This is a genomic window from Radiobacillus sp. PE A8.2 (assembly GCF_045635475.1).
Taxonomy (GTDB): domain Bacteria; phylum Bacillota; class Bacilli; order Bacillales; family Amphibacillaceae; genus JBJGXI01.
The window spans coordinates 39,919-57,640 of the sequence record NZ_JBJGXI010000029.1 but is presented as its reverse complement, the minus strand read 5'-3'; the positions used below and the strand labels follow the sequence as shown (position 1 = coordinate 57,640).

Sequence of the window (17,722 nt, the reverse complement as noted above, 5' to 3'; positions counted from 1 at the left end):
TTCTACTCTATTTCTCGAAACAGATTCCACTTTCCATATAACTGCATCCCATTTTAATCAGATTGAGGTGCAGTTTTCTTCTGTAAATATAGATAATTGACAGCCACCCCACTTATGGAAGTTGGGTGCTGCCCATCAGATACCTGTCACATTCTCTTGCCGCTTCTCTACCTTCGTTAATCGCCCAGACAATTAAGCTTTGTCCGCGGCGAATATCTCCTGCTGCAAACACACCATCTAAGTTAGTTTTATATTGACCATAGTCGGCTTTTATATTTGATCTAGGATCAGTACGTAATTGCATTTCCTTGATTAAATGCTGCTCAGGGCCTGTAAAACCGATCGCTAGTAGTACTAACTGTGCAGGCCATATTTTCTCTGTGCCTGGTATCTCTTGTTTCATCTTATTGCCATTATCATCGAGGTATTGCTCAACCTCAATGGTATGAACTTCCTTGATTCGTCCATTTTCATCACCAACGAACTTTTTCGTTTGCACCATATAAGCTCGAGGATCCTTACCAAGAACAGCTTTTGCTTCTTTGTGTCCATACTCAACACGGTGGATGACAGGCCACTGTGGCCACGGATTGTCCGCCTGTCTCTCCGCTGATTTCTTTTCATTATAGTCAAATTGAGTAAGACTTTTGCAACCATGACGAATACTGGTCGCGAGACAATCTGTGCCTGTATCACCGCCACCGATGACAATCACATCTTTTCCTTCTGCAGAAATATAGTTGCCATCTGCTAATTCAGAATCAAGTAAGCTTTTCGTGTTCGCTTGTAGAAACTCCATCGCAAAGTGAACCCCTTTTAACTCCCTGCCTTCTACCTGTAAATCACGATGCTTTGATGCACCTCCACAAAGGATAACAGCGTCAAAGTCTTCACGAAGCTCTGCTTCCGGATAATCCTTACCAATTTCCATATTTGTTACAAATGTTATCCCTTCTTTTTTTAACAAATCAACCCGTCGTTGAACAACTTTATATGGAAGCTTCATCTCTGGTATTCCGTAGGTTAGCAATCCTCCAACTCGATCAGCACGCTCATATACTGTGACATGATGACCAGCCTTATTTAATTGCGCGGCTGCCGCCAATCCAGCTGGACCTGATCCAACAATAGCAACTTTTTTCTCTGTTCGCACCTTTGGGGGTTCGGGTTTTACCCAACCTTCGTCGAACCCTTTTTCAATGATGGAACGCTCAATCGAGCGAATCGCTACAGGTGGTTCATTAATTCCAAGCACACACGCACCTTCACATGGGGCGGGGCATGCCATCCCTGTGAACTCGGGAAAATTGTTCATTTTGTGTTCTCGTTCTAATGCTTGTTTCCACTGACCTTGATATACTAAATCATTCCATTCGGGGATTAAATGATATACCGGGCACCCGGAAGTTAAACCATCCATATCTGTTCCTGTTTGGCATGTCGGAATACCGCAGTCCATACAACGAGCACCTTGTACTTTTGCCTGATCCTCAGACATCGGTAATTTATAATCCTGCCAATCTTTCGTCCGCTTTTCAGGATCGCGCTCTGGTGTTGTGTGACGCTGGTAATCCTTAAATCCTGTCGGCTTTCCCATACACGTGTCCTCCAATCCTTTGTTAAGTAATGATAACTGTACGAAAAAACTTATTTGATAGCATCAACGATTTCATTTCCTTGTTGAAAGGCCTTCATCGCTGCCTCATCCTTACTTAATCCACTTGCCTCTAATTTGATAATTCTTTGTCTCATCTCCAAATAATCTTTCGGAATGATCCGTACAAACTTATGGCGCAGCGATTGCCAATTTTCTAAGATTCGTTGTCCGTTTTTACTTTGCGTATGTTCTACATACTTATGAATCATTTGCAGGACTTCATCTGCTTCAATATCATCTTCTATTTTTCCGAGTTGGACCAGTTCTTGATTACATTGATCTTGGAATCGATCTTCTTTAGATTCATCGAGTACATATGCAACACCTCCAGACATGCCTGCCGCAAAGTTTTTACCTGTACCACCTAATACAACCACACGTCCCCCAGTCATATATTCACAACCATGGTCTCCTACCCCTTCAACAACAACTTTGGCTCCACTATTTCGAACACAAAATCGTTCGCCAGCGATGCCATAAATATATGCTTCACCAGCAGTTGCTCCGTAAAATGCAACGTTACCTATAATCGTATTTTTTTCTGGTTCAAATGTCGATTTACGAGATGGTCGAGCAATGATTTTCCCACCAGACAACCCTTTTCCAACATAATCATTGGCATCTCCAACAAGGTATAGCGTAATTCCTCTTGGAATAAAAGCACCCAAGCTTTGTCCTGCCGACCCTCTAAGTCTTAAGAAAATCGTATCGTCAGCCAAACCATTCATGCCATAACGCTTTGTTATTTCACTTCCGAGCATCGTACTTGCTGCCCTATTTATGTTACGAATACCTAAGGAAGTTTTCACCGGCTCACCTTTATCAATTGCATCCCTGCATAACGGGATTAATTCTTGCTGATCTAACGTTTTATCGAGACCATGCACTTGTTCAACAGTTTGATAACGCCCAACCTGGTCTGGCACATTCGGTTGATGTAACAGTGCAGATAAGTCTACGCCTTTTGCTTTCCAATGATCAATGGCTACATCTCGTTCCAATACATCGGTTCTGCCGATCATTTCGTTAATCGTCCTAAATCCTAGCTTGGCCATCAACTCTCTTACTTCTCTGGCAATAAAAAGCATAAAATTGACAACATGATCTGGTGCTCCAGTAAACTTTTTTCGTAGCTCTGGGTCTTGGGTGGCGACCCCAACCGGACATGTATTCAAGTGACAAACGCGCATCATCGTACATCCTAGTACGACTAACGGTGCTGTTGAAAAACCATATTCCTCCGCGCCAAGTAATGCAGCAATAACGACATCCCGTCCGGTCATCATTTTACCGTCAGTTTCTACAACGATCCGGTCACGCAAGCGATTTAACAATAACGTTTGATGAGTTTCCGCGAGACCGATTTCCCAAGGCATACCTGTATGCTTTAAGCTCGTTCTTGGAGCAGCACCCGTACCTCCGTCATAGCCACTAATCAAGACAAGATCGGCACGCCCTTTCGCTACACCAGCAGCAATCGTACCAACACCAACAGCCGAGACGAGTTTGACACTAATTCGTGCACGTGGATTAGCATTTTTTAAGTTAAAGATTAATTCCGCCAAATCCTCAATAGAGTAAATATCATGGTGTGGTGGCGGAGATATTAAACCGACACCTGGCGTTGATCCTCGTACTTCTGCAATCCACGGATAGACTTTTTTACCCGGTAAATGCCCGCCTTCTCCCGGCTTAGCTCCTTGGGCAATTTTTATTTGAATTTCATCCGCATTAACAAGATAGTGACTAGATACTCCAAAACGGCCTGAAGCTACTTGCTTGATCGCACTTCGACGCCAGTCACCGTTCTCATCTTTCGTAAATCGGTCAGGGTGCTCGCCACCTTCACCAGAATTACTTTTACCACCAATCCGGTTCATTGCAATCGCCAACGATTCATGTGCTTCTTCACTTATCGAGCCATAGGACATGGCACCGGTTTTAAATCTCTTGCAAATACTGTCGATTGATTCTACTTCTTCAATTGGAACTGCTGACCTCTGCTTAAAAGCGAGCAATCCTCTTAGCGACTGCAAATTCTTATCTGTATCCGTAATCATAGTTGAATACTTTTTGAATAACTCATAATTATTCGAACGACACGCATGCTGCAGCATATGGATTGTATGTGGATTGTATTGATGATCTTCCGCATTTTGTCGCCACTGAAAATCATCACCCGTTTCCAATCCTTTCACACGACCTCGTGCTCGTTCGTACGCACGTTTATGGCGTAACATTACTTCCTCAGCTATCGTGTCTATTTTAATTCCACCTAATCGGGACGCAGTTCGCGTAAAATATTTTGCAATCACATCAGGATGGATCCCAACTGCTTCAAAAATTTGCGCACCACGATAGCTTTGGATTGTTGATATTCCCATTTTTGATAACACTTTGATGACACCGTCCGTAGCAGATTGAATGTATGTTTCCACAGCTTCATCTAATGAGATGTCCCGAAGGTCTCCCATATCAATTAATCCTTCCAATGACCGGAATGCCAAGTATGGATTAATGCCTTCCGCACCATAGCCAAGCAAGGTGGCAAAGTGATGAACTTGTCGTGCTTCTCCAGTTTCAATTAAAATACTCACTTTGGTGCGAACGCCTGCTCGAATTAAGTAATGGTGCAAACCTGATACAGCAAGTAATGCAGGGATTGCTGCCTGTTTCGAATTTAAGCCTCGATCTGATAAGATAAGTAATGTTGCACCTTCACTAATCGCTTGTTTTGCACGCTTAAACAGACCATCTAAAACATCATTCAAATTAGGCTCTTTCTTAACATCAAACAAAATCGAGAGCGTGATTGGTTGAAAATCATCCAATTTGTTATGTCGGAGTGTTTCTAACTGTTTATTGTTCAGTATTGGTGTATGCAACCGAATATGTCTACAACTCTCAGGCTCCGGCTTAACCAAGTTACCTTCTTTGCCGATCGTCGTTTCAACCGCTGTCACAATTTCCTCGCGAATGGCATCAATCGGTGGGTTGGTTACTTGCGCAAACAGCTGTTTGAAATAGTTGTAAAGCAACTCCGGACGTTTGGATAAAACAGCAAGCGGCGAGTCATATCCCATCGAACCAACTGGATCCTTTTTATCGGTTACCATTGGTTTTAAGATTTTGTTCAACTCTTCTGTCGTGTATCCGTATGCGATTTGCTGTTCTAAAAGCTGATCTGTGTTCAGCGATTGTTGGTCTCCCTTATGCTCTTTGAGGTCCTCCATGTTAATTTTATAGTCCGATAACCATTGTTGATATGGGTTGTCAGATACAATTTTCTCTTTTATATCTTCATCAGGAATAATCTTCCCTTTTTCCAAATCAACCAATAGCATTTTTCCAGGTTGCAGTCTGTCTTTATACACGACATCCTCTGGCAAAATATCTAAGGCTCCCACTTCAGAACCGAGTACGATCATACCGTCCTTGGTCACATAGTACCGTGCAGGTCGCAGGCCATTTCGATCTAAACATGCACCTATTTGTCTACCATCGGTATACATGATGGCAGCGGGTCCGTCCCAAGGTTCCATCAATGTACTATGGTACTCGTAAAATGCTCGCTTTTGTTCGCTCATTCTTTGATCATTCACCCACGGTTCAGGAATCATCATCATTGCCGTATGAGCAAGAGAACGACCCGATAAGTGAAGAAATTCAAAGCAATTGTCAAACATCGTGGAGTCACTTCCATCCGTGTCAATCACCGGTAGCACTTTTTCTAAATCCTCTCCTGAGAAAGATTCTGATGTACAAAGTGCCTCACGTGCACGCATCCAATTGACATTTCCCCGAATCGTATTAAATTCTCCATTATGGGCGATGTACCGATTCGGTTGTGCGCGTTCCCAACTGGGAAATGTATTCGTACTAAAACGAGAGTGCACAATCGCAAGCGCCGATTTATAATCACGATTGTTCAAATCGATATAAAACGAGTCCAATTGTTCCGGGATTAACATTCCCTTGTAAACAATCGTGGACGCTGACAAGCTACAAATAAAAAAGTTATCGTAAGCTTCATCCTCTAGTTCATGTAGCTTCTTTTCGGCCTGCTTACGAATTACATACAGTTTTCTCTCAAACTTCTCGCGAGTTGTTATATCATCTGATGGAGCGACGAACACTTGTCTAATAAATGGCTTCACCTTTTTCGCGTAATCACCGACAAACGAATCATTTACTGGTACTGTCCGCCATCCGAGGATTTGTTGACCTTCTTGTTTAATAATTTTTTCTAATTTATGTTGACTTTTTCTCCTGATTTCTGGGTCTTGCGGCAAAAACACCATACCAACACCATACTTACCTGCTGGCGGAAGTTGAAAATCTAAATCTTCACATTTGTCTTGAAAAAATGCATGCGGGATTTGTGTAAGAATTCCAGCACCATCACCTGTACTGATATCGGCAGATTGTCCACCTCTGTGCTCCAAATTGCACAATATCGTTACTGCATGCTGGACAATTGCATGTGATTTCGTTCCATCAATGTTCGCAATCATACCAATGCCACATGCTTCATGTTCATTTTCCGGATGATATAATCCTTGAGGCTTCGGATATCCATAATGATTCATGATTTCATCCCCTTCTGACCATTATTGTTGCATTACTAATCACTAACGCGCACGTATTTTACTTCATTCATATGCCTAGTTTTTACTTTTCACGCCTATTCCATACAAACTGAGTCAATTTCATAATCACCTTATACAGCTATCCGCATCCATATATAGTTCAGAGACGGTTTAATCCGAGTGTATATGGATGCTAAAATCAGCATGATGAAATTGACTAACTATTCAACATTTTCCAGAGTTCGTAACGGTTAGATTCTATTAAATCAAGGTTCTAGTCAGACTACAAAGCTAGCATAAAAGTATCCAATCTCGAATATTTTTATAGTAAAGGGGAGGTGCTTTTTTGAATAATGACAGAACAGCCTGGTATGTTGTTATTGGTTTAGCTGTTTTTCTTTTATTTGGTACTTTCGTCCAAATACTCGTATTAGATAATCAGTCCGCACCAGAAACAGATGATCAATCACTTATAACTAAAAATGCAGGCAGTAACAATAATGAGACGGAGAAAGAGCCTGAAGAGGAACCTGCTGAAAAGCCGGAAGAAGATTCCGAGGAAGATTCTGAACCTGTAGTAATGGAGGAGCAACATCCAGTTGTAAAACAACATAAAACGTTTAATGGAGAAGTTGCGCCTGCATTTACATCAGAACAATTGCAAGCGCTGCCAACTAATAATTGGCTAACTAATGGGGGGAATTTATCCAATCAACGGTATTCCCCGCTTGATCAAGTAAATACATCTAACGTAGCTAACTTGAAAGGTGAATGGGTATCCAAATTAGAATCTGGTTTGGATTTCAAATTTTCCGGAGAAGCATCACCAATTGTCTTTGATGGTATTATGTATGTAATTACTGGAGAAAACGACGTACTCGCGCTAGATGCGGTAACAGGTGAAAAAATATGGGAATATCGACCGTATATAACAGATAAACTAACAACGGTTTGTTGCGGATGGACGAGTCGCGGAGTAGCACTTGGAGAAGGCAAAGTGTTTGTCGGGTTATTAGACGCTAGACTTGTTGCCTTAGATCAAAAGACTGGCGAAGTAGTTTGGGAAACACAAGTCGATGAATGGGAAAAAGGGTATACCATTACAAACGCTCCCTTATACTTTGATGGAAAGGTGTACACTGGTGTATCTGGTGGAGAATACGGAATCAGAGGTCGGATTACCGCCTTTGACGCAGAGATGGGCCGTGAATTGTGGCGATTCTACACGATTCCAGGTCCAGAGGAAAAAGGGCATGAAACATGGCCACAAGATAACAAATCGTGGTTAACAGGAGGAGCTCCCGTTTGGCAAACACCTGCTGTAGATCCTGAGTTAGGACTGCTATATTTTTCAACTGGGAACACGTCACCTGACCTTGATGGAAGTAAACGTGAAGGAGATAACCTTTATGCAAACTCAGTTGTAGCCATTGATGCAAAAACTGGAGAATATAAATGGCACTTTCAACAAGTTCATCATGATATATGGGATTTAGATGCGCCAAATCCCATCATTTTATTTGATGTAGAAATAGAAGGTGAAATGCGAAAAGGGCTTGGGCAAGCATCGAAAACTGGTTGGATTTATTTCTTAGATCGCACGAACGGCGAACCGCTCATCGGTATCGAAGAAACACCTGTGCCACAAGATGAACGTCAAAAAACAGCAGCCACTCAACCAATTCCAATTGGTGACGCGTTTGCACCGCAAACAATCACCGAAGAAGATATCGAGCGAGATCTGTCGGATGAATTTGAAGGAAAATACGGCGGCATATTTACTCCTTTCTGGGAAGAACCGGTGACGTTGAAACCAGGACCTGCTGGTGGTGCAAACTGGCCACCATCTGCTTATAATCCAAACACTGAATTGTTCTATGTGTTAGCTACCGATCAGTATATGAGCTATACACGTAGTGATGAAGAGTTCGATGCAGACGCTGTTGAGGATGGTCATGCTTGGATAGGCAGCATTTTTGCTCCTGTTACCGAAGCCCCTACAAGAGGGACAGTTACGGCAATGGATGTTAAAACGAACAAGATTGTTTGGCAACAGAAATGGGATGCAATGGCTTATAGTGGTGCAATGACGACAAAAGGCAATCTATTATTCGTCGGTCATAACGATGGTAGATTTATTGCTTATAATGCAACAACAGGTGAACAAGTGTGGGAATTTATGACCGATGCTGGTGTCAATGCACCGCCGATCACCTATGAAATTGATGGCAAACAATATATTACCGTATATGCCGCTGGTAACTCCTTAGCTGGAACCAAGCATGGTGATTCAGTGTGGACATTCTCATTAGAAGGTACGATTAATAGTGGAGAAACACCGCCATCTGCTGACCAGCAAGAAGGTGATTCTGAAGAAGATACGGAAACAGATAGTGAGGAAACGGTATCTGCTGGGGACCATGCAGCAGGGCTAGCTCTATATGAAAATAATTGTCTAGCATGCCATGGTACTGATGGCGCCGGTGGACATAATGGTCCCAATTTGCAAACTAGTCCAGCGGCAGAAGACATTGAGGCTGTCATCCAGCAAGTAAAACTAGGTGGAACAACCATGCCTGCATTTGAGGACTCTTTATCAGAACAGGAAATGCATGATATCGCTACGTATTTGACAGAGGTCGTTGCACCGATGCACGATTAGTATAAAAAGCTGGAGAGCTGAAATATCGTTCTCCAGCTTTTTAATGTTTATAAGGCGGAGTATGATTGTGGAATATTAGCTAGAATCCGACGTAGTGCTAAACAGGCGTTGTAGGGGAGGCATGTAATTGCGGTCGATGAGTACGGCCACCAGCGCACTTATTTGAATGCATTTGTTGTTTCAACGAGTTGATATCGGTAAACAAGTGCTGTGGTGGCCGTCAAATCCAAGAAATTAAAAAATCAAACGAAATAAGCGCTAATATGGCCGCTCAATCCGGTTTGCTCCTCAGCGGTTGGTATAGCTAGACGCGTGAGCGGAAATCACGTGCATCACGTCGCATTCCACTTCACATCTACACAAAGCCATGAATGAAAGCCAGTAAGTTAATGCTCATGAGATAACAAGAATTGGCGTATACTCATTATCACTTGTATAATGGGAGAAAAAGGAGTATCGATATGGATCGTTCATTTAAATCATATAAGCCACAAACGTTCCTTCAACCATCATCAAGTCAAGCTTTTGCAATACCTTTATATAACTCATTGATACTTATAAATTTGCTGATGATTATTGGAGGATTGGTTTATCTTTTTTCAGATATCGTTTCTGCTATATGGAATGTTTATGGTGCATTGTTAATCCTTACGCTATTAGGGAACATCGTTGTAGCACTAATCCGTAATGAGAAAGCACGATTAGATTATACATATCTCTTAAGTACGATTATAGTCATGACGCTTATTCCTATCTTTAACACAATAGCGGCTTCCAATTTATCTAATACGTCATCACGTAGTGTTGTTACTATTATTCTAGTTTTTTATTTGTTAATATTGGGCAGCATTATGACATTATCAAAACGTAATAATCATGGAAGTACACCATTTATCTTTTCTAGTAGTTATAATAAACCAAGAAAATCTAAAATAGTTTTCACCATTTTAACAAGTCTTTTGCTTCTGCTTGGGGCCTATGTATCCTTTCTAATTCTACAAGGACAAAGCGGTGGTTTTTTCGAAATGTTTTTCCCTGGATACGGTTTGTTTTTCAGTATAAGTACACTTGCCGTTATGGCACTTATTATAAAGATGAATAATAATAACTTACTAGTAAAATTTCTTGTAACGCTTGTAGGCATTGGAATTGCAGTAATTTTCAGCTTACCTATGTTCACGACAATTGCTTACATTCCAAAAGCAGGCGAAAATTTCGCGGCTGCCTTCGGTGATGAGTGGCGAAACACAACCACCGAGGATATAAGTTATTTTGCAGAAACACCTTTTTCCTTGCCTGCATACTTTTTTGGAAAGGCGACTGACGATTATATCGTTAAGGAAAATATCTTGTATTACGAAGGTACAGAGGGTGTCGATGAAGGGATAAAACTTCACTTTGATGCTTACATGCCGCCTAAGGAAGATACAGCATCGGACGAGAAGCATTCCGTATTAATTCGTATTCATGGCGGTGGTTGGACAATCGGAGACAAAGGTGCATCCAATAACGCCCAAGTAAACAAGTATTTCGCTAGTCAGGGCTATGTAGTTTTTGACTTGCAGTACGGGTTAAGCAATGAGGACAAATTTTTTGAGTATGCCCCTGTCCCTGAAAATATCGTAGGTGATTTTACTATCGATGACATGGTTCGACATGTTGGTATTTTCACTAATTATTTAGTTGATAATCAAGATACATTTGCTGCGGATATAGAGTCTGTATTTGTTTCTGGAGCATCAGCCGGAGGACAATTAGCGAATGCAGTTGGACTAGGCATCGCGAGCGGAGAATACGAGAATATTTTAAATCCTGCACTTCAAATCAAAGGTATTATACCAGTCTACGCTGCAAATGGACTAGCAGCTAATGTAGGTATCGAAGAAACGGAAAAATTAAGCGATCCATCACTTCTTGTTGGCGAGAACAGTCCACCAGCATTGATTTTTCAGGGTACAATCGATGGGGTCGTTGATCCTTCTATTTCAAAAGCTTTTCAACAAATCTATCAACAAAATGATGCTAAATCTGCATTGCTATTAATGCCTTTTACAGGACACAACGGCGATTGGTATTTTTCTAGCTACACGAATCAAGTATTTATTTACTATATGGAACGGTTTATGCATATGTATAAATAACTAAAAAGGAAATCAGTTGCAACTGATTTCCTTTTTTACTAATCTATTGAAACACTATGAAATTTATCACACAAATAACGGCAGCCAATCCCCATGTGCTTCGATTAAATCATCACACAAGCTAACAATGTCATCTATCGATAATTCTGCTGCTGTATGCGGATCTAACATTGCCGCGTGATATATATGTTCTTTTTTTCTGGTCATTGCAGCTTCAATCGTAAGTAACTGTGTATTTATGTTTGTTCTGTTCAGCGCTGCTAATTGTTCAGGTAAATCACCTACATATGTCGGTGTCACGCCGCTTGCATCTACTAAACACGGAACTTCCACACACGCTTTTTCAGGTAGATTGCTTATTAACCTTCCTGTGTTTAACACGTTTCCTCCAATTTTAAATGGTTGATCTGTCTCCATTGCCTCAATAATATACGAACCATATTCATGAGTGCGCTGGTGGGTCAGATTTTTGTCATTAACTAAGTCCTCACGCATTTTCTTCCAGCCTTCAATCTGATTAACACAGCGACGTGGATATTCGTCTAACGGAATGTTAAATCGATCAATTAGCTCAGGATAGTTACTTTTAATGAAATATGGATGATATTCTGCATTATGTTCTGAGGATTCAGTCACATAATAACCAAATCGCTCCATTAATTCAAAACGGACCATATCGTCATGTTTCATTTTTTGCTTTTCTCTTGCTCTTCTTTTAATTTCTGGGTATAGGTCCTCGCCATTACGATTAATTTCGAGTAGCCATGCTAAGTGATTAATACCAGCTATTTTCCATTGCACATGGTCTGTTGGCATTTCCAATGATTTTAGCAAATCATCCGCACACCCTTGTACACTGTGGCATAAGCCAACCGTTTTAATCCCGCCGTGTCGAATCATCGTTCCTGTAAGTACAGCCATTGGGTTTGAATAATTCAAAAACCAAGCATCTGGACACACTTCCTGCATGTCTTTGGCAAAATCCATCATTACAGGAATCGTTCGCAAGCTTCTGAAAATCCCCCCAATACCGATCGTATCTGCAATTGTTTGTCGTAAACCGTATTTTTTAGGAATCTCAAAATCGATAATAGTACTTGGATCATAGCCACCAACCTGTATTGCATTAATAACGTATTTCGCGCCAGCTAACGCTTCTTTACGATCGGTATATGCCGTGATTCTCACTGTTGACCCAAGGCTTTCTTTCAAATTTTGCAGCATTTGTTCAGAATCTGTTAGTCGCTGATGATCAATATCAAATAATGCAAACTCAAAGTCTTGTAATGCTGGAACTGTCATACAATCACCAAGAACATTTTTTGCGAACACTGTACTTCCTGCACCTAAAAAAGTAATTTTTGACATTCTTTAACTTCCACCTTTTCTATTATTTAGGTAATAAAAAACTTTCAACATTTTTCGTGAAATTTTCTCTTAGTAAGTCAACATACCTGCTATAATAATCTTAAATTGTATAAAGCGCTTTCTCAATGGTAAATAAAGCAGAAAGGCAGGTAAAATATTGCTATTAAAAAAGTCTTTAGAACATCAGTCTTTTGGAATAAGATTTAAAGGTGCGCATCAAGAGCGCGTTACAGGTATCCATTCCTTAGGGTGGGAAACGCAGACGAGTGAATTATATGATTGGGATGGCTTATCCAGAAAGGAAACTGGGAGAATTGTTTTTCAGTATACGCTTGATGGCAAAGGAGAAATTAGAGTTGAGAATCAAACGTATTACCTCAAACCTGGGGATGCCTTCTTTGTTAAAATTCCAAGCGACCACCGCTATTATTTACCTAGCGACAGTCACGAATGGGAATTTATTTACTTAACGTTATACGGAGAAGAAGCATTGAGAAGTTTTGAGGAAATAACTAATAAAGTAGGTCCAGTTATTAAGCTTGGACTGCATGATTCACCGATCAACTTGTTTTTTGACCTGTTTAAAAAAGTGATGAATAACGAGCTGCATGATGCTTTTGAAGCTTCTACCTATGCGTATACTTTTCTAATGGAAGTGTTCCGCTCCATATATAACACCAATCCTGCTAAAAGTGAGTGGCCGGAGCCCGTTTCAAAAGCGGTCGATTTTATGCAAACATACTACACAGAACCCATTTCACTGGATGATATTGTAACAGCATCAGGTAAATCGAAATTTCATTTCACTCGTCTTTTCCATCAGACAACTAATGCTACACCTTTACAATATGTAACGAAAATAAGATTGAACAAAGCGATTGAATTATTAAAAAATCAAGAGCTTACCATTGAAGAAGTGGCAATTAAAGTTGGCTATGCCAATGGAAACTATTTTAGCAAAGTTTTTCGTTCTTACTTAGGCATAGCCCCTGGTAAATTTAGAAACAGTAAATCGGTTGTGCCTGTGGACCATCTTATTTTGGATTTTTAATCGCGATGAAGCTATCTAAAATAAGATTTCTTAGTGATCCTCCACAAAATAAAATATAAGCCAATCCCTACAATAGCACCTGCACTATCAATACAAACATCCCATACTGCGGGCCCGCGGCCAGGAACAAACATTTGATGTAATTCATCTGATATTGCATATAAAATGCAAATCGATAAAGAAATAACAATACTGCGATAAGTTATTCCAGTACTGTTTCGCATCGCATGGATAACTAATATGCCCAGAACCATATAAGCAGTAAAATGGGCCGTCTTTCTTACAAAAAAGTTAAAATTAGATAAATCTAATTTAGTAGATACTTTCTCGATCAATCTAACAATTACTTCTGTAATTCCTGAACTCAACTGATTTGAAGTGTCGGCCACTTGGGCAGATAGGTAAAAAATTATCGCCATCCAAACAATAACTGCAAACCAGGAAAACATTTTAGGTGTTGGTATTCTCATTGTAATATTCCCATCTGGATAAATTTAATAATTCATAATACAGCCTTTAGAACTGAGTCGATCCAAACTAGATAGACCATAAAAGGTAATTAATATAGCATACCATATAGGTACAATATAACGCGCTTTAATTTAATAATAAATTCCATATAGTCAAAAACTATTAAGCTTCCATATAATAAAACAGACAACTGAGTCAATTTCATAATTACCGTACACAGCAATCAGTATTATGAAATTGACTATACTAACAATAATAATTGGAGCGTGACAATGTAACAAGCATTTATATGGTTTAAAATCGCCTTAGTAGTCGGCGGATTATTGAGTGTTTTTTTATTGATTTATGCATGGGTAAAGATCAAAAATGAGCCAGGTGCAAAGTAATTTGTTGTATTATCTTTCCTATCCGCTTGTTTATCGTTTGCATACTTTTTTGAGCTTTCTAGTTCCTCTTTGGCACAGTATAAGTTCTGGCTACGAGTTGATATTTAGCAATACCTTTTATTCCTGTTTTCAATTTATTAACGTGTTTGAAACTATGTTGGTCATAATCTGAGAAGATTGTTCTTTTATCTTCTATTTCTGATTCCAATTTTAACAATCTTTACTATAGCTCGGTGCAGCTTCACAAAATATTCCCTTGTTCATCAATAATCTTGAATTTGGTCCTTGGTTTTATGTTCACTCTCTGTTTCTGTACCTATGTCTTACGATAAGCATGCTAAGACTAATGATCGAGTTGAAGTAAAATGTTTTTAGGTTTCAGATGCAAATTTCAACGATTGTTGCAGGCTTATTAGTACCATACTGGCTAGTTTTTTATCATATGTATGCCCCATTGTTCCATTGATGCAGCGTATAACCTCGCTAACCTGATTCGCAAAAAAATAGCTAAAAGTAGCATTATCATTAATAGCCAAGAGATTACTGTAACAGCAAGATCCGGGGTTACAGGTGCATTAATAAAGCCAGATGACCCAAATCAAACGAATCATTCACTGATGCGTCTAGTAGACCACGCCCTATATTCAGCCAAAAATAGTGAACGAAATTGTGTCCACTCATTTCAGGATTTTTTCATAATCGAGGTACTTTATGCAAGTGCCTTTTTATATCCGCATCAAACGTTTGCGGGTTTGTTCCAAAATTGCATTTTCCATACTGAATATGCATTTTTACACCAAAATTCTGCCATAGCGCCTATCCAAACTTCATGTTTGCTTACCTGCTTTACTCAATGCGCTTTCCTATAATTAACTTACCGCGGAATAACAAGTAAAGGCGTCTTTACCTAAAAGAGGCAATTTTGGAAACACGTCCATTTCAAGATATTTTATCTGAACATGAAAATATGATTTATTACTTAATGAACAAATTAGGAATTCGTGACCCTGAGCAAGAATTTTATCAAGAAGGAATCATCGCTTTATGGAAGGCAACAAATAACTATGATCCAAACAAGGGCAAGTTCTCCACTTACGCCTATTTTCTCATTCACAAAACACTAATTAGTTTAATTCGAAAAAAGAATCGTCAAACTGAGAAGGAAAATGCTTATATTGCATCAGCTTCAGCAGAGTTAAGTATGGTATCAACAATGATCCAACCCAATATTGACCCTTATCTTCTAAATAAAATTGAAAAAGCACTTAGCAAGAAGCAAATGATTTGGTTTACACTTTTCGTTCTAGATGACGTATCTATAAAAGAAATTGCGAGGAGACATCAGGTGAGCACTGATGCCGTTAAAAATTGGGCACGACTCGCCAAACCGAAGTTAAGAAAAATTATGGCAGATCATGGTTGCTAATAATGAACTGCCATTCTGCATCGTGGATTCTTTCATATACAGTAACCCTTTCCGTTAAAAACTAAGCGAGAAGATGCCGTATACATATACGGACATCTTCTCGCTTGCCTATTTGCCTAAAAAGCTCATAATCATCGGACTAAACTTTTTAAATTGATCATAATAGCTCATCATTTGTGTTGCAGATGATGATATTTTTTTCGTATCCCATTTTCCATCTGACTTACGAAAATTGGCCAGTACGTTGTTTAATTGTCCACCAGCTGGACGTCCAGCAATGGGTGGTCTTGGTAGTCGAATAGGAGTTCTTCTTGGTGGAGCTACTGGAGCCTGGAATGGCATTGCTCGCCTTGGCAACGGCTGATGTGATCTTGTTCTGTTTGGATAAAATGGTCGTTGTTGCTGAAACATCGAATCCCCTCCTTTTTTCCGCCTTTATTTTATGTATATGATGCAGGACAGAAAAAGGAAGGGTACCTGTCTTTAGTTTCGACTATAAATAGTTAAGTCAATTTCATAAATACCTTATACAGCTATCTGCATCCGACTATATACGGATGCGGATAGCTAAAAATCAGTATTATGAAATTGACTAAGTTACTAAAAATTTGCAATAAAAAGCAACTGCTCTATAAAAATGCAGTTGCTTCTAATTACTCAATATTATCTTTGTTCTAGGCGTGCAATTCGATCATCTAAGTCAGGGTGAGATGAAAAAAGTGACATCATCCCACGTTTTCCATTTATTTTCATCGTTTGAATTGCTGAGTCATCCGTATGATCATTGAGTTTCGCACGATCAACATATGATTTAAGTGAGCGCAACGCATGTGCCATTTTATCACGACCGGCTAAATCAGCACCGCCACGATCAGCATGGTATTCTCGATGTCTCGAATATGCACTAACAACAATGCTACCAAGAATTGAGAATAGGATTTGGAAGACAATAATAGCTGCGAATTGAACGATCATTTGCAATTCAGAACGTACGAAACGTGAAACGACAATCGCTACGATTCTTGAGAAAAATACAACGAACGTGTTCACAATACCTTGCAGCAATGTCATGGTAACCATATCACCGTTTGCTACGTGTGCAACTTCATGTGCAATAACGCCTTCAACAGCTGCATCATCCATGGACTCCAATAATCCAGTTGAAACCGCAACGAGTGAACGTTTTTTGGATGGACCAGTTGCGAATGCATTCACTTCTCTTGATTGATAAATACCAACCTGAGGCATATGTGTTAATCCAGCTGCACGTGAAAAGCGGTGAACCTTTTCAACAACAGCACGTTCATAACCAGATAAAGCTCCATCTGGATCCAAAACTTTCACCTTCATCATTTTCTTAGCCATCCAACGTGATATCCATAGTGAGATGAACGATCCTGCAAAACCTACGAGTATGCTGAATACCATTAATGAGACGTAATCGATTCCTAATACCGTTCCTTCAGCTTCAAATGAACCGCTGATACCAGTATAAGTCGTGATAAGTGACCAGACGATCACAATCGTCGTCATTACAAGTATATTGGTTAATATGAATAGTAATAATCGTTTGCCCATCTCTGCACCTCCATTTTTATACGTACGCTTCTATTTTAACATGCTTTTAATTAAGGTCATAGTTGTTTGATAGACAAGCAGTTAGAAAAGCTCTGGGCATCCTGGGAATCAAAACTAAAAGCTATACTTGCCACTTCGGAGATGCCTAGCTCCAGTACCCAGCAACCAACTAGATTTCACTCGCCATCATATGTTGCTAAACAAGTGCCCTGCTTATCTAGTAACAAAAGCGCAGAGCGCCGGTTAGCGACGTACGGACTGGGACTCGAAACAATAAAATCACTTGTTTCTGCGGTGTATATTCATTGTAGCTTTCCTTAGTGCGATTACTCGTCCACCGAAGACATTTGGACTGAACCGTAGGACCAGAGTAAGCTTCGAAGCTTTACCTCG

Annotated in this window: 11 protein-coding genes; 5 read left to right on the top strand and 6 right to left on the bottom strand. The window is 39.9% G+C overall.

The genetic code is table 11. The features are described 5' to 3' along the window. Positions 1-112 precede the first annotated feature (112 nt). Complete coding sequence (locus tag ACI6MV_RS15480; protein ID WP_407271225.1) at positions 113-1,597, bottom strand: glutamate synthase subunit beta; 1,485 nt, start codon at positions 1,595-1,597, stop codon at positions 113-115. Between the two features lie 50 nt (positions 1,598-1,647). Further along, positions 1,648-6,246: a glutamate synthase large subunit gene (gene gltB / locus ACI6MV_RS15475; protein WP_407271224.1), complete on the bottom strand. Its 4,599-nt coding sequence runs from the start codon at positions 6,244-6,246 to the stop codon at positions 1,648-1,650. A gap of 346 nt (positions 6,247-6,592) precedes the next feature. Between gltB and ACI6MV_RS15470 the strand changes: the two genes are divergently transcribed. Further along, complete coding sequence (locus tag ACI6MV_RS15470; RefSeq protein WP_407271223.1) at positions 6,593-8,908, top strand: outer membrane protein assembly factor BamB family protein; 2,316 nt, start codon at positions 6,593-6,595, stop codon at positions 8,906-8,908. A gap of 461 nt (positions 8,909-9,369) precedes the next feature. Next, positions 9,370-11,049 carry an alpha/beta hydrolase gene (locus tag ACI6MV_RS15465; RefSeq protein ID WP_407271222.1) on the top strand — a complete coding sequence of 560 codons (1,680 nt, stop codon included), beginning with the start codon at positions 9,370-9,372 and terminating at the stop codon, positions 11,047-11,049. 66 nt (positions 11,050-11,115) lie between these two features. Here the strand turns inward: ACI6MV_RS15465 and melA are convergent, their stop codons facing one another. Then, positions 11,116-12,417, bottom strand: coding sequence for an alpha-glucosidase/alpha-galactosidase (melA, locus tag ACI6MV_RS15460; RefSeq protein ID WP_407271221.1), 1,302 nt, complete (start codon positions 12,415-12,417; stop codon positions 11,116-11,118). 157 nt (positions 12,418-12,574) lie between these two features. On the opposite strand from melA, the gene ACI6MV_RS15455 reads away from it, so the two are divergent. Continuing rightward, the gene (locus ACI6MV_RS15455) at positions 12,575-13,468 is read left to right on the top strand and encodes an AraC family transcriptional regulator (RefSeq protein WP_407271220.1); all 894 of its coding nucleotides are present in this window, start codon (positions 12,575-12,577) and stop codon (positions 13,466-13,468) included. A gap of 11 nt (positions 13,469-13,479) precedes the next feature. On the opposite strand, the gene ACI6MV_RS15450 is transcribed toward ACI6MV_RS15455, so the two are convergent. Further along, positions 13,480-13,938: a VanZ family protein gene (locus ACI6MV_RS15450; RefSeq protein ID WP_407271219.1), complete on the bottom strand. Its 459-nt coding sequence runs from the start codon at positions 13,936-13,938 to the stop codon at positions 13,480-13,482. Positions 13,939-14,771: 833 nt separating this feature from the next. Here ACI6MV_RS15450 and ACI6MV_RS15445 point away from each other — a divergent pair. Both ACI6MV_RS15445 and ACI6MV_RS15440 read left to right on the top strand, forming a co-directional pair. Then, entirely contained in the window at positions 14,772-15,194 is a 423-nt protein-coding gene (locus ACI6MV_RS15445; protein WP_407271218.1) for a GGDEF domain-containing protein, read from the top strand. Positions 15,195-15,247: 53 nt separating this feature from the next. Continuing rightward, complete coding sequence (locus tag ACI6MV_RS15440) at positions 15,248-15,751, top strand: sigma-70 family RNA polymerase sigma factor (protein WP_407271217.1); 504 nt, start codon at positions 15,248-15,250, stop codon at positions 15,749-15,751. 108 nt (positions 15,752-15,859) lie between these two features. Here ACI6MV_RS15440 and ACI6MV_RS15435 read toward each other — a convergent pair whose 3' ends face one another. Continuing rightward, positions 15,860-16,162 (bottom strand): YppG family protein, encoded by a 303-nt coding sequence (locus ACI6MV_RS15435; RefSeq protein ID WP_407271216.1) that lies wholly within the window; start codon positions 16,160-16,162, stop codon positions 15,860-15,862. Positions 16,163-16,414: 252 nt separating this feature from the next. After that, positions 16,415-17,329, bottom strand: a complete 915-nt coding sequence (htpX, locus tag ACI6MV_RS15430; RefSeq protein WP_407271215.1) for a protease HtpX — start codon at positions 17,327-17,329, stop codon at positions 16,415-16,417. Positions 17,330-17,722: the final 393 nt, after the last annotated feature.

What these genes read in the sequence shown, in the direction of transcription:
- ACI6MV_RS15480 (WP_407271225.1), bottom strand. Translation starts at nt 1,597, where the DNA reads ATGGGAAAGCCGACAGGATTTAAGGATTACCAGCGTCACACAACACCA.
- gltB (WP_407271224.1), bottom strand. Translation starts at nt 6,246, where the DNA reads ATGAATCATTATGGATATCCGAAGCCTCAAGGATTATATCATCCGGAA.
- ACI6MV_RS15465 (WP_407271222.1), top strand. Translation starts at nt 9,370, where the DNA reads ATGGATCGTTCATTTAAATCATATAAGCCACAAACGTTCCTTCAACCA.
- melA (WP_407271221.1), bottom strand. Translation starts at nt 12,417, where the DNA reads ATGTCAAAAATTACTTTTTTAGGTGCAGGAAGTACAGTGTTCGCAAAA.
- ACI6MV_RS15450 (WP_407271219.1), bottom strand. Translation starts at nt 13,938, where the DNA reads ATGAGAATACCAACACCTAAAATGTTTTCCTGGTTTGCAGTTATTGTT.
- ACI6MV_RS15445 (WP_407271218.1), top strand. Translation starts at nt 14,772, where the DNA reads ATGCCCCATTGTTCCATTGATGCAGCGTATAACCTCGCTAACCTGATT.
- ACI6MV_RS15435 (WP_407271216.1), bottom strand. Translation starts at nt 16,162, where the DNA reads ATGTTTCAGCAACAACGACCATTTTATCCAAACAGAACAAGATCACAT.
- htpX (WP_407271215.1), bottom strand. Translation starts at nt 17,329, where the DNA reads ATGGGCAAACGATTATTACTATTCATATTAACCAATATACTTGTAATG.